Below are 25,960 nucleotides of genomic sequence, written 5' to 3'. Positions count from 1 at the left end.
TCCCATGCCGGCCGGGGCTGCATACGCAAACAGCGGCCATCACGGACAGTCCGACATCGCGTTTTCACACGACCTCGACCCACAGCAGACATTCGCAGTCCAAATTCACGCGAGATAGCCGGAAACGCCGTCCCACAACAATTTCAACGCCGTCACGATCAGCAATCCGTAGCAGGCTCGATAAACCTGACGCTGATCCAGCCTTGCGTGAAGCCGCCAACCAAGCCAGACGCCAGTGGGAATGGCGAGCAGGCAAGCCGCCATCAGTGTCCAGTCGTTGCCCGCCGGTTTCACCAGCAGCAGCCACGGCGCCGCCTTGGTGGCATTGCCGACCGTGAAGAACAGGCTCGTCGTTCCCGCATAGACTTCCTTGCTGAGGCCGAGCGGCAGCAGATACATCGCCAGCGGCGGTCCGCCCGAATGCGCCACCATAGTGCTGACGCCCGATGCGAGACCGGCAGCGATCGCCTTCGGCGACGAACGTGGACGGATCGTCACCGTACCGCCTCCCACAAGCCACAGGCTGACAAAGATCAGGGTGATCGCCGCCATCGCGATCGCGATGGCGCGGTGGTCCAGAACGCGGAACAGCAGATAGCCGAGCCCGATCCCGATCACGAGCCCCGGCAACAGCCGCACAAGGTCCGGCTTCGACCAGGTTGAGGGCTTCCAATAGCGCAAGGCGAACAGGTCCATCGCGACCAACAATGGCGCGAGAAGGCCACCGGCTGTCACTGGGTCCATCACGATCGACAGCAGCGGAATGCCCACAATGGAGAATCCGCCGCCGAACGCACCCTTCATGAAGCAGATCAGGAACACGCCGGCAAAAGCAACTAGGATCGTGGCAGTCGTCAGCTCCGGGGCAACCGGGGAGGCCATCATCACATCCTCACCCGGTTGGGAGCGGTCATTACGCCGCGGACCGCTGCTTCGATCCCGGAACGCACGAGGCCAATATCCCGGAGTGCATCGTCGTCGAACTCGCGAAGCTGTGCAATGGCGGCGCGATGGACGAAATTGCGCACGATCCTCTCCCAGCAGGCAGTGAAGATCCGAAGACTTGCGGCGGGGCTTTCCGTCCTCGTAGGCCGGAGGATGGTTGAAAGCGTTGCAGTCATGTCTGGTCTCCGGTGTTTGCTCCGAGCAGTGGCTGGTGCAATTTGGTTGATGTAGGAATAATGCTCCTCTAAAATACTCCGGACAATCAAAACATTGCTCTCGGTGCAATTAATGTCAAAGTCCGAATATCTGAAGCTGGCCGACACCATCGCGGCGGAAATCGCCGATGGCACTCTCAAGCCCGGCGACCGCTTGCCTCCCCAGCGCAGCTTTGCCTACGAGCGCAAGATCGCGGTCTCGACGGCGAGCCGCGTCTATGCGGAGCTCTTGCGCCGCGGCTTAGTGGTCGGCGAAGTTGGCAGGGGCACCTTTATCGCGGGTGATGCTAGGCGCGGCGTGGCAGCCCCAGGCGAACCGCGCGGCATCCGGATTGATCTTGAGTTCAATTATCCGATACTCCCGGATCAAACGGCGCTCATCGCAAAAAGCCTGGAGGGCCTGACGAACCCTGGGGCGCTCGACGCCGCCTTGCGGCAGGCAACCAGCGTCGGGACACCGGCGGCCAGAAGCATCGCAGCCGCGTACTTGTCGCAGGGCGCATGGTCCCCCTCCCCAGAACAACTCGTCTTCACCGGCAATGGACGGCAAAGCATTGCCGCTGCGCTCGCCGCAGTGGTTCCCATAGGCGGTCGCTGTGGTGTGGAGGCTTTGACCTACCCGTTCATCAAGGGGATCGCCGCCCGTCTGGGTATTTCGTTGGTGCCGCTGGCGATGGACGAGGATGGTGTCCGGCCCGACTCGGTGCAAAAGGCGCACCATGAGGCATATCTCTCAGCCATCTATGTTCAGCCGGCGGTGCAAAATCCTTTGGGAATGACAATGCCCCCGACGCGCAGAGCCGATCTGTTGCGCGTCGTCGAAAAACTCAACCTTCCGGTCATCGAGGACAATGTCTACAGCTTCCTCGACAATGAGCCGCCGCTTGCGGCGCTCGCGCCGGAATCCTGCATCGTCATCGACAGCCTCTCCAAGAAGGTCGCTCCCGGTCTGGCGCTTGGCTTCATCGTGTCGCCGCAGCGGCTGCGTGAAAGCGTGATGGCTTCAGTGCGTTCGGGCGGATGGACCGCCTCAGGATTTGCGTTTGCGGCGGCTCAGCGGCTCATCAGCGACGGCACCGTTGCCGAGCTTTCGAGGCTGAAGCGCCTCGATGCGCGCGCGCGTCAGAAACTCGCGGCCGATCGTCTTTCGGCTTTCAAAATCCAGAGGAACGACAAATCCTATCATCTGTGGTTGACGCTGCCGGCACACTGGCGTTCGCAAACCTTTGTTGCTGCCGCGGCCCGGCGCGACATTGCGTTAACGCCCTCGACGACCTTCGCCGTCACGTCCGGCCATGCGCCGGACGCTGTCAGGCTGGCGTTGGCGGCTCCGACAATGGACCAGCTCGATACTGGCCTGCGCACACTGGCCGCGATGCTGAATGCCAGGGAGGACGATTACGTTTCGACCGAATGAGCGCGGTGCGGTCGCGATCGCAATGCTTGTTGCGCATGCGTAGCCGTTGGGCTGAACCGACTCACCGATGTCAGCTTATGATGCTGTGGACGGCCCGCACCCAATGGTGAGATAGCATGGCTGCTGTAAGCAGTCAGCGACACAGGAGTATTCCATGAGCACGATGGCCACCATCGGTCTGGGCATTTCACGCAAACGGCTGACGGGACGGGCTGATGTGCGATAGGGTAAGGGGTGCAGCCCATCTCCACCGAGATGGGCTCGGAGTATGAGCCGGGATCTACATCTCTCGGATCTCACCGACACCGCTCCTGATGGTGGTAGCAGAGCATGACAATGTGACTCCGACCGACCTTGCTTTAGAGGATATCGCCATGCTTTGGATCCGAAACATCTGGTCCTCGTGCCAAGCGGTCATTTCAGCCCATATGAAGAGAAGTTCGCCGAGTCGAGCCAAGCTGCACTGATCTGATTTCAACGGCATTTACTTGATGATGGAGTTATGGCTGCCGACGAATAAGCAAAGTTCTTCCGACGGGCACCGTTAACCTAACGCTTCGCTTCACGAAATCGGCACCGGGCGGACCATACTCGGATTTCTGGACCGGTTCGCGAGCGGATGTTTATTTGGCCTGTACAAAGTCACGCTTTGATCATGAGCTGACCGTCCGCTGCCCTACGTAATCAACAGGTTCTGTGACGCTTCCCCACCATGGCAAGAAGGCGTATCCTGTTCACACAAGTTAAAGTCCTGCATTGGACCTGGGCTCCGACGGGCGGCCGTTGATCGACAGCCTTGTCGACGTCGCTCCTGGCCCGCCCGGTTTGCGTAATCTGATAGCCAAATCAGTTCGACTGCGTGCCTTTGCTGTGACGCACGCGCTTAGGGGTGTGTTGCCGCTCTCAAGGTACCCATACCTAAGGAGCCAGACATGAGCAGTACTCAGGTAGATGATGAAACCGCAATCGAGATTCCGAAAGCGCGGAAGATCGATATGAAGCTTGAGGTCATCGTCATCCCTGTTTCGGATGTCGATCGCGCCAAGCGCTTCTACGGCGGCTTGGGGTGGAGGCTCGACGCCGACTTCGTCAAGGGCGATGCGTTTCGGGTTGTACAATTTACGCCTCCGGGATCGCCGTGCTCGATCCACTTTGGCCGGGGCGTCACCTCGGCCGAGCCGGGGTCGGCACAGAGACTTTATCTCGTCGTGTCCGACATCGAGGCTGCCCGCGCCGAACTCGTCGAGCGCGGTGTCGACGTGAGTGAAGTGTTCCATCGTGCCGCCGTCGGGGAGGGCCCTTTGAGCGGACCCGATCCGGAGCGGCGCAGTTACAACTCGTTCGCCTCGTTCAGTGACCCCGATGGCAATAGCTGGCTGTTGCAGGAGGTCACGGCGCGGTTGCCCGGACGCGTGGACGCGAACGACACGACCTTCGCCTCGTCGAGCGAACTCGCGGCCGCGCTCCGCCGTGCGGCGGCGGCGCATGGCGAGCATGAGAAGCGAACCGGCCAGCATGATGAGGGTTGGCCGGACTGGTACGCCGAGTACATCGTCCGGGAGCAGGCCGGCCAGCCATTGCCGACATGAGCAGCGGCCCAATCGCTTTAGGAAAGGATCGGCATGCTGCTCGGCTTGAGGACGCCACTGCGATCCTCGGCGCGGCGCTCATCGTGGGACCCAAGCCATGACCCAAGTCTTCGACGCCATCATCATCGGGACCGGACAGGCGGGACCATCTCTGGCCGAGCGTTTGACCGCCGCCGGCATGAAGGTGGCGATCATCGAGCGTCAGCTGTTCGGCGGCACCTGCGTCAACACCGGCTGCATGCCGACCAAGACGCTGGTCGCTAGCGCCTATGCTGCGCACCTTGCCCGGCGCGGCGCCGATTACGGGATCGCGCTCGAGAGTGCGATCAAAGTCGACATGATGCGGGTCAAGGCCCGCGCCGATGCCGTCTCAACGAACGCTCGCACAGGTGTCGAAACGTGGCTGCGCGGCATGGACGGCCTGACGGTCATCGAAGGGCATGCCCGGTTCGAGGGCCCGGATGTCGTCCGGGTGGGCGAGAGCCGGCTGAGGGCACCTCGCATCTTCATCAATGTCGGCGGCCGCGCGAACGTGCCCGACATGCCGGGTATCAGCACGGTCGATTACCTCACCAACACATCGATTCTCAAGCTTGATACCATTCCACGGCATCTCGTCGTGGTTGGCGGAAGCTATATCGGGCTCGAATTCGCCCAGATGTATCGGCGCTTTGGTGCCCAGGTCACGGTCGTCGAGATGGCGCCGCGGTTGATTGCCCGCGAGGACGAGGATGTGTCGGATGCTATCAGGGGGATCCTCACCGAGGAGGGGATCGTGGTCCGCACCAGCGCCACCTGCATTGGCTTCAAGCCGCTTGCGGACGGTGTGGCGGTCGACGTCGATTGCACGTCCGGGGAGCCATTCGCGGCCGGTTCCCATGTGCTGCTGGCAGTGGGGCGCCGGCCCAACACGGACGATCTCGGTCTCGACAAGGCCGGCGTCGCGATGGATGCTCGCGGCTACATCGTCGTGGACGAGTCGCTCGCCACGAATGTTCCGGGCATCTGGGCCCTGGGCGACTGCAATGGCCGCGGAGCCTTCACCCACACGTCCTACAACGATTACGAGATTGTTGCCGCCAACCTCCTCGACGGCGAAAACCGTCGGGTGAGCGACCGGATTTCCGCCTATGCGCTCTACATCGATCCGCCGCTCGGGCGCGTCGGCCTGTCGGAATCCGAAGCGATGCGCACGGGCCGCAGGCTGTTGGTGTCCAAACGCCCAATGACGCGGGTTGGGCGTGCGATCGAGAAAGGTGAGACCAAGGGCTTCATGAAAGTGGTCGCCGACGCAGACACGAAGCAGATCCTGGGGGCAGCCATTCTAGGCGTGGGAGGCGATGAGGCGATTCACGGCATCTTGGATATGATGAATGCGGGAGCGACCTATCCGGTCCTGCAATGGGCAGTTCCCATTCACCCGACTGTCTCGGAACTGATCCCCACCGTGCTGGGAAACCTGAAGCCTCTGAATTGAGGTTGCGGCTTTACTCGACGTGAATGCCACATCCGGAGGCCCAAACGGATATGTCGCTGTCCCAAATAGCCAGGCAGAGCGTCGTAGCCTGGTACCTAATAGGATCGGTGGCGCTGGTCCGCTTCTTTCGTGCGCCCGCCTAGCGGGACGAGAGGAGAGTAACGATGCGTGCATCCGCTTTGCTCGCTCTACTGACTGTCCTATGCACCGCAGGCCCAGCCTTCGGGAGCTCAAGCCGTCGAAGCCACGAAAGTCCATCCTGAGAAAACACGGTCGCTTGGGTCGACGGAAGCCCATCCTCGATGAAGCCACTTGTCAGCCCTCAGGTTCGCTTGTCCAACAGGGAGAATGGTGATGTCTTTCCTTACCAACTCAGTCGCAGGGCTTCTGGCCATGTCGGCAGCCGCAGTCGTCGTCAGCCTGATCCCGACGAATCTGGCCGCGCAGCCCGCCGTAGCGGGCGCAGCGACGGAAGACACCGCGATCCGGCCGTTTAAGTTCCGCGCGTCCGACGAGGAACTGGCCGATCTCAAGCGGCGGATCAAAGCGACTAAATGGCCCAGCCGGGAGCTGGTGGCGGACGACTCGCAGGGCGTGCGACTTGCGACGATGCAGAAGCTCGCCGGCTATTGGGCCAATGAGTACGACTGGCGAAAGGTCGAGCAGCGGCTCGCTACGCTGCCGCAGTTCGTCACTAACATCGACGGCGTCGACATCCACTTCATCCACGTCAAATCGAAGGATCCGAATGCGCTGCCGGTGATCATCACGCACGGCTGGCCGGGTTCGATTATCGAGCAGTTGAAGATCATCGAGCCGCTGACCAACCCGACCGCTCATGGCGGGACCGCCGACGACGCATTCGACGTCGTCATTCCTTCGATTCCAGGGTACGGCTTTTCCGGCAAGCCCACGGAGCTCGGATGGGATCCGCAGCGCATCGCGCGCGTCTGGGCCGTCCTAATGGACCGGCTGGGATACAAGAAATATGTCGCACAGGGCGGTGACTGGGGCGATGCCATCTCCGAGCAAATGGCGCTTCAGAAGCCCGCGGGGTTGCTTGGCATCCACACCAATATGCCGGGAACCCTCCCTGACAATATTTCAGCGGCGCTCGCTGGCGGGCCAGCGCCCACCGGTCTCTCGGGTGACGAAAAGTATGCGTGGGACCAACTGGACTTCTTCTACAAGCACCGTGTGGGTTACGCGCAGGAAATGGGCAACCGCCCGCAGACGCTCTACGCGCTGGACGATTCGCCTATCGGCCTTGCCGCCTGGATGCTCGACCATGATGCGGCCAGCCAAGCGCTCATCGGACGAGTCTTCGACGGACAGTCAGAAGGCCTCACGCGCGACGATATCCTCGACAACGTCACGCTCTACTGGCTGACGAACACGGGTGTCTCCTCGGCGCGTCTCTTTTGGGAGAGCAAGCTCGCATTCTTCGCTCCCAAGGGCGTTACCATTCCGGTCGCGGTGAGCGCGTTTCCGGACGAAATCTATACCGCGCCGCGCAGTTGGACCGAGAAAGCCTTTCCCAAGCTGATCCACTATAATCGGTTGCCCAAGGGCGGGCATTTCGCGGCATGGGAGCAGCCGCAATTCTTCACGGAAGAGCTTCGCGCGAGCTTCAAGTCGCTGCGCTGATGGGAAGGAGTTGGGCGGCATGCACGCCCTACGTCGCCGCCCAACTCACTTCGTATCACCGGTTTGAACCCATCGGGAGAGGATCATGTCCGAAGGAGTCAATCATGATCGCCGCCGCTTCTTGAGCCTCGCGGCCTTGACCGCTGCCGCCGAAGTCGTTGTGATGGGTTCGGCAGGGGCGCAGTCCAACCGAGAAGGATCGTTGAATCTGCCCGCGATCAAGTCGGGAACGCATACGTCATTCGGTCCGCTGAAGCAGATCGATGCCAATGTCCTGAATATCGGCTACGCAGAAGTCGGCCCCGCCACCGGCGCTCCAGTGATCCTTCTGCATGGCTGGCCTTACGACATCCATACCTACGTGGATGTTGCGCCACTACTCGCCGATGCCGGCTACCGGGTGATCGTGCCGTATCTACGCGGCTATGGTACGACGCGCTTCCTCTCGGACGACACGCCCCGGAACGGCCAGCAATCGGCGCTCGGCGTCGACGTCATCGCCCTGATGGATGCCCTCAGGATCGGGAAGGCCGTCATCGCGGGCTGCGACTGGGGCGCACGGACCGCCAACATCCTAGCGGCGCTCTGGCCGGAACGATGCAAGGCGATGGTGTCCGTAAGCGGCTATCTGATCGGCAGCCGTGAGCTCAACAAGATGCCCTTGCCGCCCAAGGCCGAACTCGAATGGTGGTACCAGTACTATTTTGCCACGGAGCGCGGCCGAGCCGGCTACGACAAATACCGGCACGATTTTGCCCGGCTGATCTGGCAGCTCGCTTCGCCGAAATGGCAGTTCGACGACGCGACCTTCGACCGCACCGCAGCGTCCTTCGACAATCCGGATCATGTCAGCATCGTTATCCATAATTACCGCTGGCGGCTCGGATTGGCCGATGGTGAGCGCCGGTACGACGACCTGGAACAGCGGCTCGCCGCGTTCCCGCTGATCGGCGTCCCGACGATCACTCTGGAAGGCGATGCCAATGGCGCACCCCATCCGGACTCGGCGGCTTATGCCAGGAAGTTCTCCGGCCGGTACGAGCATCGGCTGATCACCGGTGGGGTTGGCCACAACCTGCCGCAAGAGGCGCCGCAGGCCTTCGCTCAGGCCGTGATCGACGTCGACCGTGCTTGAGCGGCTGCAAGATGGAAAGTCCCTTGGCGACTGAAAGCGACGAGAGCCGCCAAGGGTTGGGCTTCAGCCGAGAAGCCTGAGGAGTTCCTGAGCCGCGGCGGTCGACGAGGCGGGGTTCTGCCCAGTGATCAGGCGGCCATCGACAGTGACGAAGCTCTCCCAGTCGGCAGCCTTCTCATAGCGGCCCCCGAGCCGCTTCAGCTCGTCCTCGACGAGGAACGGCACCACGTTTGTGAGACCGACGGCTTCCTCCTCAGAGTTGGTGAAGCCCGTGACGCGCTTGCCCTTGACGATTGGCTGCCCCTGATAGGTCGCGCGGTGCAGGACGGCAGGCCCGTGGCACACGGCGGCAACAGGCTTGCCGGCGTTGTAGATCGCTTCGATCAGGGCGATGGACGTCGGATCGTCGGCGAGATCCCACATCGGGCCATGACCGCCCGGATAGAAGACGGTGTCGTAGTCATCCGCCCTGACGTCCCTGAGCTTGACGGTGTTCGCCAGGACCTCCTGCGCCTCTGGATCGTTCTTGAACCGCGCCATGGCCTCGGTCTGGTTGCCGGGCTCGTCGCTTTTGGGGTCGATCGGTGGCTGGCCGCCTTTGGGCGAAGCGACCGTGATCCTGGCGCCGGCATCCTTGAAAAACATAGTAGGGCGCGGCGAACTCCTCGAGCCAAAAACCTGTCGGCTTGCCCGTATTGCCGAGCCGATCATGGGAAGTGAGCACCATCAGGATTTTCATGGGCGGACTCCTTTGTTGACGGAAGCATGACTGAGAAAGTTCTGTTTCAAGACTTACGGTCCGATGAATCAGTCCTCGGGAGCCCTTTACGGGTTCTCGGAGGATTCGATTGGAGCTCTCAAGCAGAGCGGGCGAGCCATTGGAACAGGAAAAACTCTACACCTCGCTGCCACTCACATGAAGGCGATGTTGCAAACCTTGGGTTTCACCCTAATGCGTGGTGTGGCCAACAGTATCCACTGCCGCATGTACATGTGAAAGAAGCGGCTCTGAGCGGGTTATGGCTGGCTTGGTTGCTTCACCACCGCGGAGTGGATCGATCCCTTGCCTCAGTCACTTCGGGTGAGTGGCATGCAGCGAACGCCGAGCATTGGCCTTGCCGGTGATGGTATCAGACCGCTAGTGCTACCGAAGCTCAGCAGTGGCAGGTCCTGGAGAGCCGGATAAGGCGAACACCCATCCGAATTGTCACCCACTGACCTGATGTAACGGGCACATCGGATGTGCTGCAACAAGGATAACAGCTGATCAGGCACGGTCTCGCCCTTGGACCGGGACCCGCTGTATACTCGTTCACCCGGCGCAGTTCTTTGGCCCAGAAGGAGAGGCGATCATGCCCTCGCCGATGCAATCAATTGTCGCCACGCGCCGCGATCAGATGTTCCCCATCCTGGAGCCACACGAGATCGCGCGGTTGCACCGGTTCGGCAAGGTCCAGCACTACCGCGCTCATGAGCCGCTCGTCCGGAGCGGGGAGGCGGGTCACGGCCTCACCGTTATCCTGACCGGCAGGGTGGAGGTGACCCGGCACGACGAAACAGACCACCAAGAGCCGATCGTCACGTATGGTCCGGGTGGGTTCATGGGCGAACTGGCTCAATTATCTGGGCGCCCGGCACTCGCGGACGCCGATGCCCTGGAGCCGGTGGAGGCCCTGATCATTCCGCCTGAGCGCCTCCGGGCGCTTCTGGTGGCCGAGGCGGAACTTGGAGAGCGGATCATGCGGGCCCTGATCCTGCGGCGTGTCGGCTTGATCGAAGCACGAATCGGCGGACCGCTGATCATTGGATCGGCCGATGATGGCAATGTATTGCGGCTCGAAAACTTCCTGACTCGCAACGGCCATCCTCACCAGAGATTGGATCCCATGAGCGATCCTGCAGCGGCGACGCTGATCGAGCGGTTCCATATCGCTTCGGAACATCTGCCGATTGTTCTGTGTCCGGGCGGCCAGTTGCTGCGCAATCCCACCGAGTTCGATCTGGCCCGCAGCATCGGGCTGGTGGGGGCGCTCGATCCAAACCGAATCTGTGATGTCGTTGTCGTCGGGGCGGGGCCAGCTGGACTTGCCACGGCCGTCTATGCCGCGTCCGAAGGCCTTTCCGTCCTGGTGCTCGATGGCCACGCATTCGGCGGCCAAGCGGGGGCCTCTACCCGAATCGAGAACTATCTCGGCTTTCCGACCGGAATCACGGGCATGGCGCTGATGGCCCGCGCCTTCACGCAGGCACAGAAGTTCGGGGCCGAGATGGCGATACCGGATGAGGCCGTTGGTCTTGAGGGCGACGGAGTGTCAGGAGACGGCCCATACGTGGTGCATCTGCTCAATGGCGATAAAGCCCGCGCCCGGTCTGTGGTGATCGCCACGGGCGCCCGCTACCGGCGGCTCGATGTCCCGGACCTGGAACGGTTCGAAGGCGCGTGCGTGCACTATTGGGCCTCGCCTTTGGAAGGGAAGCTCTGCGCCGGCCAAGAGGTTGCCCTCGTCGGCGGCGGCAACTCGGCGGGTCAGGCAGCGGTCTACCTTGCCAGCCGGGTGGCGAAGGTGTGGCTACTCGTCCGGGGGCGGGATCTTGGGGCGAGCATGTCGCGCTATCTCGTCGACCGGATCGAGGGCCTTCCTAATGTGGAGATCATCACCCAGGCCCAGATCACCGGACTTGAGGGACAGCCCGGCCGCCTGGAGGCGGTTCGCTGGCGCCTGGGAACGGGGGAAGAAATCCGCCGGCCGATGCGGCATCTGTTCCTGTTCATCGGCGCCTTGCCGAACACCCAATGGCTCGATCCGTCTCATGTGGCGCTGGACCCCAAGGGCTTCGTGCTGACCGGAGCCGATGTGGCTCCCGGCCGGCGCCCGTTGGAGACGAGCCTCAACGGCGTCTTTGCCGTCGGGGATGTCCGTTCCGGTTCGGTGAAGCGGGTGGCCGCAGCGGTGGGCGAGGGGGCGCAGGTGGTGGCCGCGCTTCACGCCTTTCTGACCAAGGACGCTGTTCTGACCAGGGCCCGCGGCGAGACCCGCGTGGACGACCGCAACTGAGTTCGGCGGGATCGCCCATGCCAGCGCGAGATCGCTTCCGCTGGTGAACACTGTTTGCACGGCGGCCCGGCTGTTCGGCCAAGGATGGTCAGTCCGCCGCCTTCGAATAGGGAGCGGAGTGGACGGGAGGCGGTCCTCCACTATAACACCCCGATCCGTGCCGCTTCCCATCATAAGGGAGGTCCACCATGACTGCTTGGACGTTTCTGTTCGCCACAGGAATCGAGAACAGCTATCCGACCATCAATGGTGGCCGGACCCGCGTCGATGAGATGGAGAAGTGTGGCCACTATAAGAACTGGCGGACGGATTTCGAACTCCTGAACGAGCTCGGCATCAGGGTCCTGCGGTACGGCCCGCCTATCCACACAACATGGCTCGGGCAGGGGCGCTACGACTGGGATTTCTGCGACGAGACCTTCGGTGACCTCTATCGGCGCAATGTCGTGCCGATCGTTGACCTCTGCCACTTCGGGGTGCCCGACTGGATCGGCAACTTCCAGAACCCTGACTTTCCAGAGCTCTTTGCCGGGTATGCGCAGGCTTTTGCCGAGCGCTTTCCCTGGGTCCAGTTCTACACACCCGTCAACGAAATGTTCATCTGCGCCACGTTCTCAGCGGCCTATGGCTGGTGGAACGAGCAGCTGTCGAGCGATCAGGCCTTCGTCACGGCCCTCAAACACATCGTCAAGGCCAATGTGCTGGCCATGGGGACGATCCTCGACGTCCGCGCCGACGCCATCTTCATCCAGAGCGAGTCCTCGGAGCACTTCCACCCCGACTGTCCGAATGCGATCCCGTTCGCCGAGTTCTACAACGCCCGCCGCTTTATCCCGCTCGACCTCAACTATAGCCGGCGGGTGGACTCGGACATGTTCGACTATCTCATGGACAACGGCATGAGCCGGGCGGAATACGAGTTCTTCATGCGGGCCAACCTCAAGCGCCACTGCGTCATGGGCAACGACTACTACGTGACCAACGAGCACCTCGTCTCGGCCAACGGGCACACCAGCGCCTCCGACGAGGTCTTCGGCTATGCCGAGATCACCCGACAGTACCACGACCGCTACAGGCTGCCGGTCATGCACACGGAGACCAACACCAAGGAGGGCCCGAGCGGCGACGAGGCGGTCAAGTGGCTCTGGAAGGAGTGGTCCAACGTCCTGCGCGTGCGCAACTCCGGCGTGCCGGTTATCGGCTTCACGTGGTACTCGCTCACGGACCAGGTCGACTGGGACACCGCCCTGCGGGAGGAGAATGGCACCGTCAACCCGCTCGGCCTGTATGACTTGGATCGCAACATCCGGGCGGTCGGGCGGAGCTACCGACAGCTGATCCACGACTGGTGCCAGGTTCTGCCTGCCCAGTGCGTCTGTCTGCAGCTGCCGATTACGGAGCCACGTGACTTCGACGAGCCGTTCGCTGAACGTGCGCGGAAGTCCATGAAGTGGATCTGCGAGAGAACGCCGAGCGAGCCTCTCATGCCCAGCTAACATCAATGTCAGCAACAATACAGGCAGTACTGGCGCGGCTCGGGTTCGCCGAGACCCGCAAGGCTGTGTCAAGCCCGTTGAGGACTTGACCAACGGCCAACACGAGGGCATTCGTGGCCTGGGGCTGGCCCCGCAATTGCCCTGTGGCCAAGTGTCCTTTGGGAGGCGTCAAGCAGGCTTCAGGCTCTCGATCTGACGAGACCGCAGGGCACCCCATTCGGCTTTCTGATGCGAACCGTCACTCCGCCGTCCAGCCTCCGTCGATGGAAAGGTTTGTGCCGGTGATCTGGCTTGCCGCCTCCGAGCACAGGAAGGCCGCCAGCGCTCCCACTTGCTCCACTGTCACGAACTGCTTCGTGGGCTGAGCCTCCAACAGCACATCGTTGATCACCTGTTCGCGGGTTAGCCCCCTCGCGCTCATGGTGTCGGGGATCTGCTTCTCCACCAACGGGGTCCACACGTAGCCCGGGCTGATGCAGTTGACGGTGACACCGTGCGTTGCGAGCTCGAGCGCCACCGTCTTGGTGAGGCCGGCGATGCCGTGCTTGGCCGCCACATAGGCCGCCTTGAAGGGCGAGGCAACCAGCGAATGCGCCGATGCCGTGTTGATGATGCGGCCCCACTTGCGGGCCTTCATGCCGGGTACGGCCGCCCGGGTGGTGTGGAAAGCGGACGAGAGATTGATAGCGATGATCTGGTCCCATTTCTCGATCGGGAACTCCTCCACCGGCGAGACGAACTGGATGCCGGCATTGTTGACGAGGATATCGACACCTCCGAAGGCTTCCTCGGCCCCTCGGATCATGTCGGCGATCTGATCCGGCTTCGTCATGTCGGCGGGCGAGTAGAGCGCCTTCACACCGAATTCGGCCTCGAGGCCGGCGCGTTCCTTCTCGATGTCCTGTGGCTCGCCGAAGCCGTTGATCAGCACGTTGGTGCCTTCTCTAGCTAGGGCACGCGCAATGCCAAGCCCGATCCCGCTGGTCGAGCCGGTCACAACGGCGGATTTGGAGCGAAGCGTCATCGAAGCCTCCGTGTTGCTGGGTCCAATCGTTCAATTCGAAGCGCTCGTCTTGAGCGCCGATCTCTGTCAAAGTGATCCTGAGTTTGTCAGTGCGTCTCAACCATCCTCCGGCACGGCCAAGCCATTAAAGGTGACCGAGACCGAGCCATAGAGCCCGATCAAGTAAGCCAGTTCAGCGATACTCTCCTGGACGAAGGTCGCCACCGGGTGAGACCTCATTCTGCAAGTTCATGGCGTCTCTCTTTCCGGTAAGACGGCTCGGATGGTGCCAGATAGTCATGCGCGACCTTGCCAAGCCCGAGCGTCAGGTCGGCCACGATGTGAGTTGCCGAGACAACTTCCAGGACCGGCAGCTCCGCGACCGGCGCCAAGGCATGGGACCAGAGGTCCAGGGATGCGGGACCAACCCAGGCCCCTTTCAGGTCGATGTCCTCCAGGTAGTACTCGACGAGCTCGCAGATGCGCGGCGTACCATCGACATGCGGGATGATCTTGAGCAGAAAATTCGGCTCCTGGAGCGCAGCCTTCACGCTTGCGAGATCGGTCGCTCGGTGCTTGTAGCCCATCGTGGCGGTCGCGATGCGGACCGGACCGTAGTCGAGCGTGCCGACCAGGGTATCGACTTCCGTGCGCAGGGTGGGGTTCGCGAGCTTCTTGGGAAAGCCCCACAGCTCACGCCCGCCAGCAATGGGCGGGTGGTCGTTGAGAAACATGCAGTGGCTGTAGCCACCCTTGCGGCCGCGGAACGAGACGGGGATGACCTGTCCGCTTTCAGTGTAGTCGCCGAAGCCGGTCGAGTCCGGCATGCGGATGAACTCGAACTTCACCAGCGGCTCGTCGACCTCGAGCGGTTCCGGGACGAGCTCCCGGAGCTTCTTCAGGTCGGTCCGATAGGTGATGATCAGATACTCCCGGTTGCGAAAGCGATAGGGTCCGATCGGATAGGCCGGGCTGGTCAGGGGCATCGCGAATGCTCTGGTCCGGACACTGTCTTCATGCATGGCTGGATCTCCTACGTTGGATTGAGCGGGTCACTGGGGCTGCAAGCTGGCTCGCAGATCGAATACGTTGGTACGGAGCTTGGTCGCGCTTGAGAGGTTGGGCGCAGGATGTTCTTGACCCGCGGCAGTCTCCTTGCGCTATTCCCGACCGTCCACGGCAAGATCGAACGTGGAGACCCCTTCCTGATTGCGGGGCCGCTGGAGTGCCTCGGGGTGGCGCAACGTGCGCACCGCGTCGTGATAACCGGCGCGCCAGTGCTCCTCCATGGACAACCGGGAAAACTCGTAATCTTTCGAGTGGCCCTCGTAATGCTTCGAGCGGTAGATCAGCTGGACGAGATTGTAGACCTTATGGTCGGCGATCGAGTTCAGCGTTCTCGCTTCCTCGCTGGCGAGGAGGTCGGGAGGCAGCTTCGAGAGAAGGCTCGCGAGTGTGTTTCGGGCGCGCTGGTACCGCTTGAACTGATCGGTGTTGGCGCGTGTGCGACTCGAATATTGGATTTCCTTCTGCCGCATCACGACCTCGGCCAGATTGCGGGGAGACTCGCCGCGAGCGCTCCACAGATCGACCTGGAACGCGAGCGTGTCCTGACGGGGGCCCTGCTCGACCACCCATTCCAGCGGCGTGTTCGAGATGAGGCCACCGTCCCAGTAGTATTCGCCTTCGATTTCGACGGCCGGGAACCCGGGCGGCAGCGAGCCGCTCGCCATCACGTGCTCGGGACGTATCGTGTGCGTGGTGTTGTCGAAATAGACGAAATTGCCGGTGCGCACATTCACGGCACCGACGCTGAAGCGCATCCCACCGGCATTGATCCGGTCGAAGTCGACAAGCCGCTCGAGCGTACTCTTCAGGAGCTTGGTTTCGTAAAAGCTCGTGGACTCAAGAGCGCCGTTCGGGTGCAGCCAGGGAGCGGGTTGCCGAAGTGCGAAAAAACCTGCGGCGCCCGCTATGACCGCGTAGGTCGCACTCAGCTGATTGAAGAGCGCACGCGGCAGGTCGCCTTTCGGTGTGAAGGCGTTGACAGCGGCAGCCCAGTCGAGCAGCGGGTTGGCGGTGATTTCCTGCCAGAAGGCACGCAGCTTGGCGACACGCTCGGTGGGCTCGTTTCCCGCGATAATGGCCGCGTTGATGGCGCCGATTGAGACGCCGGCGACCCAGTCGGGATGAATGCCGGCCTCCGCGAGAGCCTCGTAGACTCCGGCCTGGTAGGCCCCGAGCGCCCCGCCACCTTGCAATACCAGCGCGACACATTCGAACGGAAGGTCTCGCTTCGCGACAGTCAGATCTGGCTGGAGTTGAATGTTCATGACATATGTTCCTTCATCTCATTGGCTTATGGGTGGCTCCCATCGAGCGGCCTCGTGCGGTCCGCAATCGGTGAACGATGCGAGTGGTCGGACGGATTGGCGAATTTCAGCGCCGCGTCGATTGAGAGCGACAAACAGGTAGAACCCGTTGAACCGCACGGCTGTCCTCGCCGCCTCCAGGTCGAACACCCCCTGAGCAAGAGCGTCGGCCCTGCCGGCATACGTCCAGTTCGGCGCTTCGATGAAGATTGGAACCGGACGATCCTCCGGGATGGCGCAGAAAAGGTCGGATTCGAGCCTGGACCGAAACAGGTTGTACGCAGGGGAGACGCGTGCCGAACTCTCTACCACTGCAGCGACCAGCGGGGTCTCAGGTCCTGCGTTTGGTGGGGTCTCGCCACAACCGGGCATCGACCGGACGGCATTTGGAAACGACAGGCTAGGTTTCGGTAGCATTTTGGTCTCCGTACAGTTCTGAGGCCTGGATTGGCTTTCTCTTGATCAGTGGCGTCTCAATGTGCGCCGCCCGCGCCGCTCCCGACGCCCACCTTGCGGGCGAAGAGAAGCACGGCAGCCGCGATTGCGAGCAGCGTGCCGATCACGGCAAAAGTGTCGCTGAAGCCCATCACGAGCGCCTGTCGGCGGACGGTTGCGCCGATCGCCGCAATCGCCTGATGATGCGCTGCTGCGGGGTCGACCACGCCATGCGCCATGAAGTACTGGGTCAAATCATCGATCCGCTGGCGCACCTCCTCGCGGTAGAGCGTGACCGACTGGCCGATGATGTTGGAATGGAACTGTTCGCGCTTGGTCAGAACCGTCGCGAGCGTCGCGGTGCCCACGGCCCCGCCGAGATTGCGCAGCATGTTGGACAGGCCGGATGCCTCGCCTGCCTCGCTTGGAGCGATCCCGGCTGTCGTGATGCTGCTGAGGGGAGTCAACACTAACGCCTGGCCGATGGCGCGCACGACATTGGGCAGGAAGAACTGGTCGCCTGCGCTGTCCAGCGACAGCGTGATGTTCATGAAGCAGCTCGCGGCGAAGATGCTGATGCCGACGAAACCGATGTAACGCACGTCATAGCGCTTCATCAGCAGCGGCACGAGCGGGATGAGCAGCAGCTGCGGCAGGCCGGTCCACGCCAGCACATTGCCGATCTGCTCAGCGTTGTACCGCTGCACCTGACCAAGGTATTGCGGCAGGATGTAGACACTGCCAAACAGCGCAAAGCCGACCAGAACATTGACGAGCACGCCGATGCCGAAGTTGCGCCGCTTCAGAAGACGCAGATTGACGAGCGGCTTTTCCACCGTCAGCTCGATGACCACGAAGGCGGCGAGAAACACGGCCGCCACGATGCCGAGATAGAAGATGAAGGGCGATTCGAACCAGTCGTCCTTGTTGCCCTCTTCGAGCACGGTCTGCAGCGCCGAGAGTCCGATGGCCATGGTCGCGATGCCGGCCCAGTCGCCTTCCTTCAGCAACGGCAGCTGCATCGGCGTCTTCTCGATCGTGAAGGCGAGCGCGATGATCATGACGATGCTGGGCGGCGTGTTCACGAAGAAGATGGTCTGCCAACCATAGTTCTCGGTCAGATAGCCGCCGATGGCCGGACCGATCGCGGGCGCGAAGGTGACCGAGATCGCGAACAGGGCGAGGCCGATCGGCTGCTGTGGCTTGGGCAGCTTGGTCAGCACCATGGTGAAGGCCATCGGGATGAGGACGCCGCCGGAAAACCCCTGCAGGCCGCGCATGACGATCATGGAACCGAGGTCATGCGTAAAGGCACAGGCCATCGAGAACAGCGCGAACAGGACGGTGTTCGTTATGATGTAGCGCCGGAAGGAGAACACGCGGCTCAGGTAGTCGGTGAGCGGAATCACCACGATCTCGCCGATGAGATAGGAGGTTGAGATCCAAGCTCCGTTGTCGACGCCAGTGCCGATGCCGCCCTCGATGTTGAGGAGCGAAGCATTGGTGATCTGGATGTTGAGGATCGCCATGAACGCGCCGATCATGCCCGCCAGAACGGCGATCCAGGAGGTGAGGCTCGCCTTGTGGGACGAGGCAACGGTCGCGGGTACAGGGCGGGGCGGGTCCAGTCTCATGGTCGGTGTCATGGTGGACATGACATGTCTCCTGCGTGAGTCATTCAGGTCTCAGCCGTTCCGTTCGGGACCGGAGGCGATGCGCGTGGCTTCGGCCTTGGTATCGATGGTTGGGTAGACCGACATGCCGGGCCTGAGTTGGCCGGCAGCCGGTCTGCTGGTGTCGAGAACGATCTTCACCGGAATGCGCTGCACCACCTTCGTGAAGTTGCCAGTGGCATTGTCGGGCGGCAGCAGGGCGAACTCCTGCCCGCTGGCCGGCGCGATGCTGTCGACGCGGCCACTGAAGGTGGCGCCCGGGAAGGTGTCGACATCGATCTCGACCGGCTGCCCGGGTCTGACGTTGGTGAGCTGCGTCTCCTTGTAATTGGCGACAATGTAGGTCGTATCGACGGGCACGACGGCCATCAGTTGCGTTCCCGCCTGCACGTATTGGCCGACGCGCAGCGTCCGGTTTCCGACGACCCCATCGACCGGCGCAGTGATGGTGGTGTATGACAGGTTCAGCTCGGCCTGATTGAGCGCCGCTCCGTCCCGAGCCAGCGCCGCCTGGGCCTGAGCCAGTTCGGCCTTCAGGATGTCGGTCTGCCGGGTCGCATTCGCGAGGGCCGCTTCGTCGCGCGCGACCGCCGCACGGGCGGCCGCGATGCGGGATGAGGCCTGCTGGGCATTCTGGACACTGCCGAAGCCCTTGGCCGCAAGGGCGGCATAGCGCCGGTCCTCCTGCTCGGCGAAGGCTTCGTTGGCTCGATCGACGGCGATCGTTGCACGTGCCGCGTCAATCAGCGACTGCTGAGCGGCCAGCGCGGCCTCCTTGTTGGCGACCGTCGCCGCCGCTGCGGCGACATCGGCCTTAGCCTGCACTAACGCCACGGCAAAGTCGCGATCGTCGATCCGGGCCAGGATCTCTCCGGCCTTGACGCGCTCGTTGTCGCCCACCAGCACAGCGGCGATGTAGCCGGGGACCTTCGGGGCGATCGTGGTGTTGTCGGCCTTGACGTAGGCATCGTCGGTCGAGACCTCGAAGCGCCCGACGGTCCAGTACCGCCAGCCGAAGTCCGAGGCACCGGCGACGGCGATGAGGCTCGCCCCGATGAGCAACAGCTTGCGGATGGGGCGCTTTCTGGATGCGCTGGAGGCCTCTCCGATCGGCTGGGGCGTGGCCTCGGGGGCTGGAACGCGGAGTTCGCGTGGTGCCACGAACCCGGGCGTCGCCTCAGCTGCCGGGATCGCCTTCTCGATGGTGAAGACTGTCGGATGTTGGCTCATTGTTCGGGTCCTTTCCGTTCCCGCGAGCCCCCAAACGCACTTGGCTTTTTTATGGAAAACTATTATTTTCCAAAATGAGCGCGGGAACCGAACCCGTCAACCTGATTTTGGAAAATGCTCATGCGACAAAATGAACATACGGTCCAGCGCTCCCGTGGGCGTCCGCCAATCCGCTCCGATGAGGAGACCCGGCGCCTGATCCTCGAGGCCGCGTCACTGGAATTTCGGGCGAACGGCTACGCCTCGACGACCATGTCCGCCGTGGGCCAGCGGGCCGGCGTCTCCACCAAGACGATGTATCGCCTCATCCCAACCAAGGCGGATCTGTTCAAAAGCATGTGCTCCGACCGGATCGGCCGTTTCATGCTGGCTATCGACGAGACGGTCGTCGGAACCCTCGAGCTTGAGGCGGCGCTCGAGCGCATTCTGTGCGCTTACGGCAACCTGGCGCTTGACGAGGAGGTCATCGCCATCACCCGGCTCGTCCTGAGTGAGCGCGACCGCTTTCCCGAACTCGGGTCGGCCTATTACGAGGGTGCCCTGCGACGTACCCGGGAGGCCATTGAGGGCTGGCTGCGGCGGCAATGCGACCGGGGACTGATTGCGCTCGAGGATCCTCGTGTCGCGGCGGACATGCTGCGCGGCATGATGGTCATGGAGCCGCAGCGAGCCGTGATGCTGGGCCAACGCGGCGTGCTCGATGCCGAGGAGATCGCGGCAAGGGCCAGGATGTGCGCGAACCTGTTCCTGAACGGCTGCCGCCCCGATCGCGTCACAGCCGCAAGCCCGCCGGCCTGAGGCAATCAACATGCACAGTCTGGGATCCCTACAAGGGACAGAAGGGGCGGGTAGACCCATCGATGTGACGCGCTCCGGAGGCTCCGGCGTCTCCTGGGGGCCATGATCGTTGACCGATCGCCCGTCGGTCAGGTGACACTCAGGGCGCGGCGGTGGACGGGCTCCGCGGAACCACAAGCTTCGACGTCATCACCTGAACGACTTCGCCGCGCTGGTTCCGGGTCTCGCTCCGCAAAACCACGATGCCCCGGTCCGGCTTGGAGCGGGACGGGATGATCTCCATGACCTCACTGACGACATGGAGTTCGTCGCCGGGACGGGCCGGCTTCGGCCACGCGATCTCGCCCCCCGCGCCGACAAGGCCGCCAGCGATGGGCGCGCCACCGTTCACGAGCAATCGCATCGTGAGAGCGGCCGTATGCCAGCCGCTGGCGGCGAGGCCGGCAAAGAGCGACCTGGCAGCGGCATCCTCATCAACGTGAAACGGTTGCGGGTCGAACTCCTCCGCGAACCGTTTGATCTGTTCGGCATCCAGTCTGTGCGATGCGCTCGTGAAGGTCTGGCCGACGTGCACGTCGTCAAGAAACAGATGATCTCGTTTTGGGATGTCCATTCCAGCACCCTCCATTCATCGCTTCCAAGCAGCCTCACCGGTTGGCGGGGTTCGTGCCCGGCTTCGTCAGACCCCCTTGCGGGCGAGGCGCAGAGCAGCCTCCTGGCCGGAGCGCAGGATCGTCTCGGAGAGAGCAGGATCCGTCGTCACGCGGGCAAGCTGCAACGTGCCGATCATCAGTCCGAAGATCGCATAGGCGGTTTCCGTCGCCTTCTCCTCGCGGAAGGACGAGGGCAGTTCGGCCGCGATGATCGCGACGATTTCCCTTACGGCATCGGCCATGATGTTGCGGGTTTTCGGATCGTTGCGGGCGACTTCGGGCGCGAGCGCGGCGATGGAGCAGCCTGCCTCCGGCCGGTCGCGGTGCACCGTGCGCAGGTACCGACGCACGATGGCCTCAAGCCCGTCTTCGCCACGCTCGCGTGCGGCCTTTGCCTCCGCGGCCCATGCCTCGCGGCTGCTCGCATGGGCGGTTGTGAGGGCTTCGCGGACAAGGTCGTCCTTCGATTTGAAATGGGCGTAGAAGCCGCCATGGGTGAGCCCGGCATCAGCCATGAGGCCGGCGACGCCGGTCCCTTCGATTCCCTTGGCGCGGAACTGCGCCCCCGCAATGTCAAGGACGCGTTTGCGCGTCTGCTCCTTGTGACCCTTCTCGTAACGCAATGCAGCACTCCGTTCGCTATGGGCTTTACATTATGACCATCATATTATATGTCAAGCATCATATAAAGGAGGCGCAGATGTCGTCGCATGATCCGGTCGTAATCGTTTCCGCCGCTCGCAGCCCGCTCGGACGGTTCCAGGGCAGTCTCTCGGGACTAAGCGCTCCGAACCTCGGCAGCCATGTCATTCGCGCCGTGCTCGACCGCGCCGGGCTCGCGCCCGAGAAGGTCGACGAGGTTCTCATGGGCTGCGTGCTGCCCGCCGGCCAAGGACAGGCCCCGGCCCGTCAAGCCGCCCGTGGGGCAGGCCTGCCGGATGCGACAGGCGCGACGACCATCAATAAGGTCTGCGGTTCCGGCATGAAGGCGAGCATGCTCGCCCATGATCTGATCTTGGCCGGCTCGGCTGGGATCGTCGTCTCCGGCGGCATGGAGTCCATGTCTAATGCGCCGTATATCTTGGCCAAGGCGCGCAGCGGCTACCGGGTCGGCCACGACCGTCTCATCGACCACATGATGATGGACGGCCTGGAGGACGCCTATGAGGGCGGCCGGCCGATGGGGGATTTTGGCGAGGCGACGGCCGGGGCCTATCAGTTCAGCCGGGCCGACCAGGACACCTATGCGATCGAGACGCTCACCCGAGCCCGTCAGGCCATCGAGGAGGGGGCTTTCGCAGCTGAAATCGCGCCCGTGGTCATCGCCGGGAAGACGGGTGACACGGTGATCGACACGGATGAGAACCCACTCAAGGTCTCGCCCGAGAAGATCCCGTCCCTCAAGCCGGCCTTCCGGCCCGACGGCACCATCACAGCGGCGAGTTCCTCCGCCAACGCCGATGGAGCGGCCGCGCTCGTGCTCACGCGCCGCTCCATCGCCGAACGCGAGGGTCTTCCGGTCCTGGCGGAGATCCGGGGCCACGCGACCCATTCCCAGGATCCGGCCTGGTTCACCACGGCGCCGATCCCGGCGATCCGCAAGCTTCTCGACAAAGTGGGCTGGAGCGTGGGGGATGTCGACCTGTTCGAGATCAACGAGGCCTTCGCAGTTGTCGCTATGGCGGCGCAACGGGACCTCGGCATCCCACGCGACATCCTCAACGTGAATGGCGGCGCGTGTGCGCTCGGCCATCCCATCGGCGCCACCGGCGCCCGCCTCATCGTGACCCTGCTGCATGCCCTGGAGCGCCGAGGATTGTCCCGCGGAATTGCGTCCCTGTGCATCGGTGGCGGCGAGGCAACGGCCATCGCAGTCGAGCGTCCGACCTGAAAGGTCCGGTTACACGCCCGAACGTGTACTTTCTCATGAAAGGGATGAACCATGAGCCAAGGACAAGGAACAGCGCTGATCACGGGCGCTTCGGCCGGCATCGGGGGGGTCTATGCGGACCGGCTCGCCCGACGCGGATATGATCTCGTTCTCGTTGCCCGCGACGAAGCGAAGCTGAATGCGCTTGCGTCTCGTCTGCGCGACGAGACTGGCGTGATGATCGAGGTGTTGCCGGCCGATCTCGCTAATGCGGACGACACCCGCAAGGTGGAGGCACGGCTCCAAGCGGATGACATCACCATGCTGGTCAATAATGCCGGTATCGCGGTCTCCGGACCGACGATCAGCATGGATCCCGAGCGTCTTGATGCGATGATTCAGCTCAATGTGGCGGTGTCAACGCGTCTGGCACGGGCCGTTGCGCCGGGGCTCGCACAGCGACGCAAAGGTGACATCATCAACATCGCCTCGGTAGCCGGCATTCGCGGCGATCAGCCTGCCATCAGCGTCGGCTACAGCGCCAGCAAGGCCTATGTGCTTGCCTTCAGTGAAGGGCTCGACAGCGAGCTCTCGTCCTACGGTGTGCGTGTGCAGGCGGTACTGCCCGGAGCCACGCGCACGGAGCTGTGGGCGAAGGGTGGGATCGACATCAACACCCTGCCGCAGGAGGTCGTGATGGAGACGGGCGATATGGTCGATGCCGCGCTCGCAGGCCTCGATCAGGGAGAGCGCGTCACGATTCCTGCGCTGCCTGACATCGCCGACTGGCTCGCGTTCAAGACCGCCCGCGCGGCACTCGGTCCCAACCTGTCCCACCGTCTGCCGGCGGAGCGCTACGGCAGCCGGAGTTCGGGCTTGGTTCCTCTGCCAAAGGCCTCGTGAGCGTGATGGTTGCCGGCCGGTGTCATCTCGGCCGGCTCCTCGTCGCGGTGCTGGAGACCGCAGAGTTGTTGCTCCCCATCGGCAGACGATCGGCCCTTGTCCACCACTGAGAACAAAATGATGGGATGGGCCGTGACGTTAGGATCAACAAATGGCTGTTTCCGGCACGGGGCTGACCTGAGCCGAACTTCTGCAAGAGCAGAGTGGAGCGGACCTTCACACGGGCTCGCGTAAAGGCTCGGTTTGATCTGGTGCAGACATTCAGCCATTTCCGCTTAGCCGCTCGATGCGCATCATCCCGCATTCGGGGATGCGTCGGAAGAGCTGAGGCTGACACAGTACACAACCAGACCGCCTGATTGATGATCTCGGCTGGAAAGCGGGAGCCGCGGCTAGAGTTGCATGACGTGTTCATGCCCAGGACCTGCCACAGGTTCACACTCTGGCCGACCTGAAAGTATCCCCTGAGCAGGGAGATCCCAGTGTAAGGGCTGACTTGATCTCGACTTACGAAACACGTCTTCTCGACGATTATCCGTGCTGGCTATGCGCCAAGCCGCTCCCTCAGACGCGGGATCGAAAAGTTCAGGAAGGCGCGAAATTTCAGCGGTACTTGGCATTGACTGGGATAGATGAAGCTGACCGGTATAGGCGAGGGTTCATACGCCTCCAGCAATGTCACGAGCGCGCCCGAGTTCACCAAATCGTCGATCTTGTACGACAACACCCGGGCAATGCCGGCCCCAGCCGTTGCGGCGCTAACTGCCGCCTCAACTGAGTTCACGACGAGGCTGGACAGGATCGGTATCATCTGCGGGGCTCCTTACGAATGGAAATCCCAATTGCTCCCAAGCACTAAATCTTCGTATGCCACACAGTCGTGCGCCGGGAGATCGGCTGGCGTCTTTAGCACATCCCGTATTGTCAAATAGCCCGGGCTGGCGCACAGCACTTAGCGGATCGACGCAACACGCACAGCAATAATACTGCTGTCGGGCAGTTTGCCGATGCGCAGCGCGCGCTCGACATCCTCATCGAGCAGATTCACGTTTCGATCGTTCAGCTGCACGCGCCTGCGAACGTCCGGATAGGTCCGCAGAAATTCCGCAACGACGAGCATGACATGGATGCGTGCCATGACTTGCGGCACACTGATGGGCAGTTCCCCTCGATGGGTCGGATACTCTCCGGCGGCAGTGCGTTCGGCCTCCGCAATGTCTTCCATGATCCGTCGGCATGAGGCGACGTAGCTGCGCCCAGCGTCGGTCAGTGTCAGTTTACGGTGACCACGTAGCAGCAAGCGGATGTTCAGGTGCTCCTCCATCTCCGAAACCCGTCGGCCGACCGTCGCCAAGGGAAGGCGGAGCTAACGGCCGGCGGCAGACAGGCTTCCTGGGTCTACAGCGGCAAGCAGAACGGTCATGGCTTCGAGGCGGTCCATATCCTTTCACCCAATGAGAGGATGCCTCCCAAGTTTACCGTCTGATCCCCAAACTGGAACGGTCTATGTTCTCCGCGTGAGCCTCAGGAGCGCCCCGCCGTCACTCACCCGATCAACGGCGAAGACTGGGCGTCACCGGCTACGGAGGCATGCATGCCTAGGACTTTGAACGGGACGCACGAGCATATCTCTGCTGTCAAAGCCAATACGATCCGAAGCCGAGCAGGAACGGAGCGACGACCGCCCAGGAGCTCAGAGTGAGATTGGACCATTGGACCCAATCCCCATAGCAGTAGAGCGCAATCGCGGAGCACAGCCCAATCCGCGAGCCGATGATCCCAGCATTCCATGCCGCGGCAGGTGCGCCGGTGAACATCAAGGCGGCGCAGGCCAGGCCGATGCCGAGAACCAGATTGGTCCACTCCAATTCCTTGTTTGGTGCTTCATTTTTCATATCCATCTCCTTTTCGTCTAATCCCAGTTCGCCTGTCTGTTCCCGGCAGAGGTGGTTGGTGTGAGGAGAATGGAAGAGTCCGGCGTTCTCGCCTATCCTACGCAGGCATCCGTTAGGCTGTGCTAAGGCGTGCTATCAAGACGTTTAGGGC

Annotated in this window: 22 protein-coding genes and 2 pseudogenes; 10 read left to right on the top strand and 14 right to left on the bottom strand. The window is 62.5% G+C overall.

Annotation, left to right across the window (positions count from 1 at the left end; genetic code table 11):
- Positions 1 to 105 precede the first annotated feature (105 nt).
- Complete coding sequence (locus DC522_RS20270; RefSeq protein WP_116530450.1) at positions 106 to 885, bottom strand: sulfite exporter TauE/SafE family protein; 780 nt, start codon at positions 883 to 885, stop codon at positions 106 to 108.
- Positions 885 to 1,028: a DUF1127 domain-containing protein gene (locus tag DC522_RS36115; RefSeq protein ID WP_245444359.1), complete on the bottom strand. Its 144-nt coding sequence runs from the start codon at positions 1,026 to 1,028 to the stop codon at positions 885 to 887. Before DC522_RS36115 ends, DC522_RS20270 begins: the two co-directional genes overlap by 1 nt.
- A 205-nt stretch (positions 1,029 to 1,233) precedes the next feature.
- Here DC522_RS36115 and DC522_RS20260 point away from each other — a divergent pair, with 205 nt between their 5' ends.
- The 5 genes from DC522_RS20260 (at position 1,234) to DC522_RS20235 (ending at position 8,425) form a co-directional block, all read left to right on the top strand.
- A complete protein-coding gene (locus tag DC522_RS20260) occupies positions 1,234 to 2,577 on the top strand; it encodes a PLP-dependent aminotransferase family protein (RefSeq protein ID WP_116530448.1) in 1,344 nt (447 codons plus the stop codon).
- A 932-nt stretch (positions 2,578 to 3,509) separates the two neighbouring features.
- Positions 3,510 to 4,166, top strand: coding sequence for a VOC family protein (locus DC522_RS20250; RefSeq protein WP_116530446.1), 657 nt, complete (start codon positions 3,510 to 3,512; stop codon positions 4,164 to 4,166).
- 97 nt (positions 4,167 to 4,263) lie between these two features.
- A complete protein-coding gene (locus DC522_RS20245; RefSeq protein ID WP_116530445.1) occupies positions 4,264 to 5,643 on the top strand; it encodes an FAD-containing oxidoreductase in 1,380 nt (459 codons plus the stop codon).
- Between the two features lie 393 nt (positions 5,644 to 6,036).
- Positions 6,037 to 7,290, top strand: a complete 1,254-nt coding sequence (locus DC522_RS20240; protein WP_371680068.1) for an epoxide hydrolase family protein — start codon at positions 6,037 to 6,039, stop codon at positions 7,288 to 7,290.
- Between the two features lie 85 nt (positions 7,291 to 7,375).
- The gene (locus DC522_RS20235; protein ID WP_116530443.1) at positions 7,376 to 8,425 is read left to right on the top strand and encodes an alpha/beta fold hydrolase; all 1,050 of its coding nucleotides are present in this window, start codon (positions 7,376 to 7,378) and stop codon (positions 8,423 to 8,425) included.
- 63 nt (positions 8,426 to 8,488) lie between these two features.
- Here DC522_RS20235 and DC522_RS20230 read toward each other — a convergent pair.
- Positions 8,489 to 9,164, bottom strand: a pseudogene (locus DC522_RS20230) (type 1 glutamine amidotransferase domain-containing protein).
- A gap of 613 nt (positions 9,165 to 9,777) precedes the next feature.
- Between DC522_RS20230 and DC522_RS20220 the strand changes: the two are divergent.
- Together DC522_RS20220 and DC522_RS20215 are read left to right on the top strand one after the other, a co-directional pair.
- Positions 9,778 to 11,481, top strand: a complete 1,704-nt coding sequence (locus tag DC522_RS20220; RefSeq protein WP_205769709.1) for an FAD-dependent oxidoreductase — start codon at positions 9,778 to 9,780, stop codon at positions 11,479 to 11,481.
- Between the two features lie 188 nt (positions 11,482 to 11,669).
- Complete coding sequence (locus DC522_RS20215) at positions 11,670 to 12,977, top strand: family 1 glycosylhydrolase (protein WP_116530441.1); 1,308 nt, start codon at positions 11,670 to 11,672, stop codon at positions 12,975 to 12,977.
- Positions 12,978 to 13,215: 238 nt separating this feature from the next.
- Here the strand turns inward: DC522_RS20215 and DC522_RS20210 are convergent, their stop codons facing one another.
- The 7 genes from DC522_RS20210 to DC522_RS20185 form a co-directional block, all read right to left on the bottom strand.
- Positions 13,216 to 14,001: a 3-hydroxybutyrate dehydrogenase gene (locus DC522_RS20210; protein WP_116530440.1), complete on the bottom strand. Its 786-nt coding sequence runs from the start codon at positions 13,999 to 14,001 to the stop codon at positions 13,216 to 13,218.
- 96 nt (positions 14,002 to 14,097) lie between these two features.
- Entirely contained in the window at positions 14,098 to 14,220 is a 123-nt protein-coding gene (locus tag DC522_RS36950) for a hypothetical protein (RefSeq protein WP_256369880.1), read from the bottom strand.
- Positions 14,217 to 15,002, bottom strand: coding sequence for an acetoacetate decarboxylase (locus DC522_RS20205; RefSeq protein ID WP_116530439.1), 786 nt, complete (start codon positions 15,000 to 15,002; stop codon positions 14,217 to 14,219). Before DC522_RS20205 ends, DC522_RS36950 begins: the two co-directional genes overlap by 4 nt.
- A gap of 138 nt (positions 15,003 to 15,140) precedes the next feature.
- Complete coding sequence (locus DC522_RS20200) at positions 15,141 to 16,313, bottom strand: patatin-like phospholipase family protein (protein ID WP_116530438.1); 1,173 nt, start codon at positions 16,311 to 16,313, stop codon at positions 15,141 to 15,143.
- Positions 16,314 to 16,331: 18 nt separating this feature from the next.
- The gene (locus DC522_RS37320; RefSeq protein ID WP_371680064.1) at positions 16,332 to 16,769 is read right to left on the bottom strand and encodes a hypothetical protein; all 438 of its coding nucleotides are present in this window, start codon (positions 16,767 to 16,769) and stop codon (positions 16,332 to 16,334) included.
- Between the two features lie 56 nt (positions 16,770 to 16,825).
- A complete protein-coding gene (locus DC522_RS20190) occupies positions 16,826 to 18,442 on the bottom strand; it encodes a DHA2 family efflux MFS transporter permease subunit (RefSeq protein ID WP_371680062.1) in 1,617 nt (538 codons plus the stop codon).
- A gap of 30 nt (positions 18,443 to 18,472) precedes the next feature.
- Complete coding sequence (locus DC522_RS20185) at positions 18,473 to 19,690, bottom strand: HlyD family secretion protein (protein WP_116530437.1); 1,218 nt, start codon at positions 19,688 to 19,690, stop codon at positions 18,473 to 18,475.
- A gap of 120 nt (positions 19,691 to 19,810) precedes the next feature.
- On the opposite strand from DC522_RS20185, the gene DC522_RS20180 reads away from it, so the two are divergent.
- On the top strand, positions 19,811 to 20,488 hold the full coding sequence (locus DC522_RS20180; protein WP_116530436.1) for a TetR/AcrR family transcriptional regulator: 678 nt from the start codon (positions 19,811 to 19,813) through the stop codon (positions 20,486 to 20,488).
- A gap of 139 nt (positions 20,489 to 20,627) precedes the next feature.
- Here the strand turns inward: DC522_RS20180 and DC522_RS20175 are convergent, their stop codons facing one another.
- A complete protein-coding gene (locus tag DC522_RS20175; RefSeq protein ID WP_116530435.1) occupies positions 20,628 to 21,101 on the bottom strand; it encodes a MaoC family dehydratase in 474 nt (157 codons plus the stop codon).
- A 66-nt stretch (positions 21,102 to 21,167) separates the two neighbouring features.
- Positions 21,168 to 21,764: a TetR/AcrR family transcriptional regulator gene (locus DC522_RS20170; RefSeq protein WP_116530434.1), complete on the bottom strand. Its 597-nt coding sequence runs from the start codon at positions 21,762 to 21,764 to the stop codon at positions 21,168 to 21,170.
- Between the two features lie 77 nt (positions 21,765 to 21,841).
- On the opposite strand from DC522_RS20170, the gene DC522_RS20165 reads away from it, so the two are divergent.
- Together DC522_RS20165 and DC522_RS20160 are read left to right on the top strand one after the other, a co-directional pair.
- A complete protein-coding gene (locus DC522_RS20165) occupies positions 21,842 to 23,032 on the top strand; it encodes an acetyl-CoA C-acyltransferase (RefSeq protein ID WP_116530433.1) in 1,191 nt (396 codons plus the stop codon).
- Between the two features lie 51 nt (positions 23,033 to 23,083).
- Complete coding sequence (locus DC522_RS20160) at positions 23,084 to 23,914, top strand: SDR family oxidoreductase (protein ID WP_116530432.1); 831 nt, start codon at positions 23,084 to 23,086, stop codon at positions 23,912 to 23,914.
- Positions 23,915 to 24,458: 544 nt separating this feature from the next.
- On the opposite strand, the pseudogene DC522_RS20155 reads toward DC522_RS20160, so the two are convergent.
- Both DC522_RS20155 and DC522_RS20150 read right to left on the bottom strand, forming a co-directional pair.
- A pseudogene (locus DC522_RS20155) lies at positions 24,459 to 25,355 on the bottom strand (LysR family transcriptional regulator).
- A 196-nt stretch (positions 25,356 to 25,551) separates the two neighbouring features.
- Positions 25,552 to 25,809, bottom strand: a complete 258-nt coding sequence (locus DC522_RS20150) for a hypothetical protein (RefSeq protein ID WP_116530431.1) — start codon at positions 25,807 to 25,809, stop codon at positions 25,552 to 25,554.
- Positions 25,810 to 25,960 lie beyond the last annotated feature (151 nt).

The organism is Microvirga sp. KLBC 81, assembly GCF_003075415.1.
Taxonomy (GTDB): Bacteria; Pseudomonadota; Alphaproteobacteria; order Rhizobiales; family Beijerinckiaceae; genus Microvirga.
Note: the sequence above shows the minus strand (reverse complement) of the source record. Positions and strands in the feature narration are given on the sequence as shown.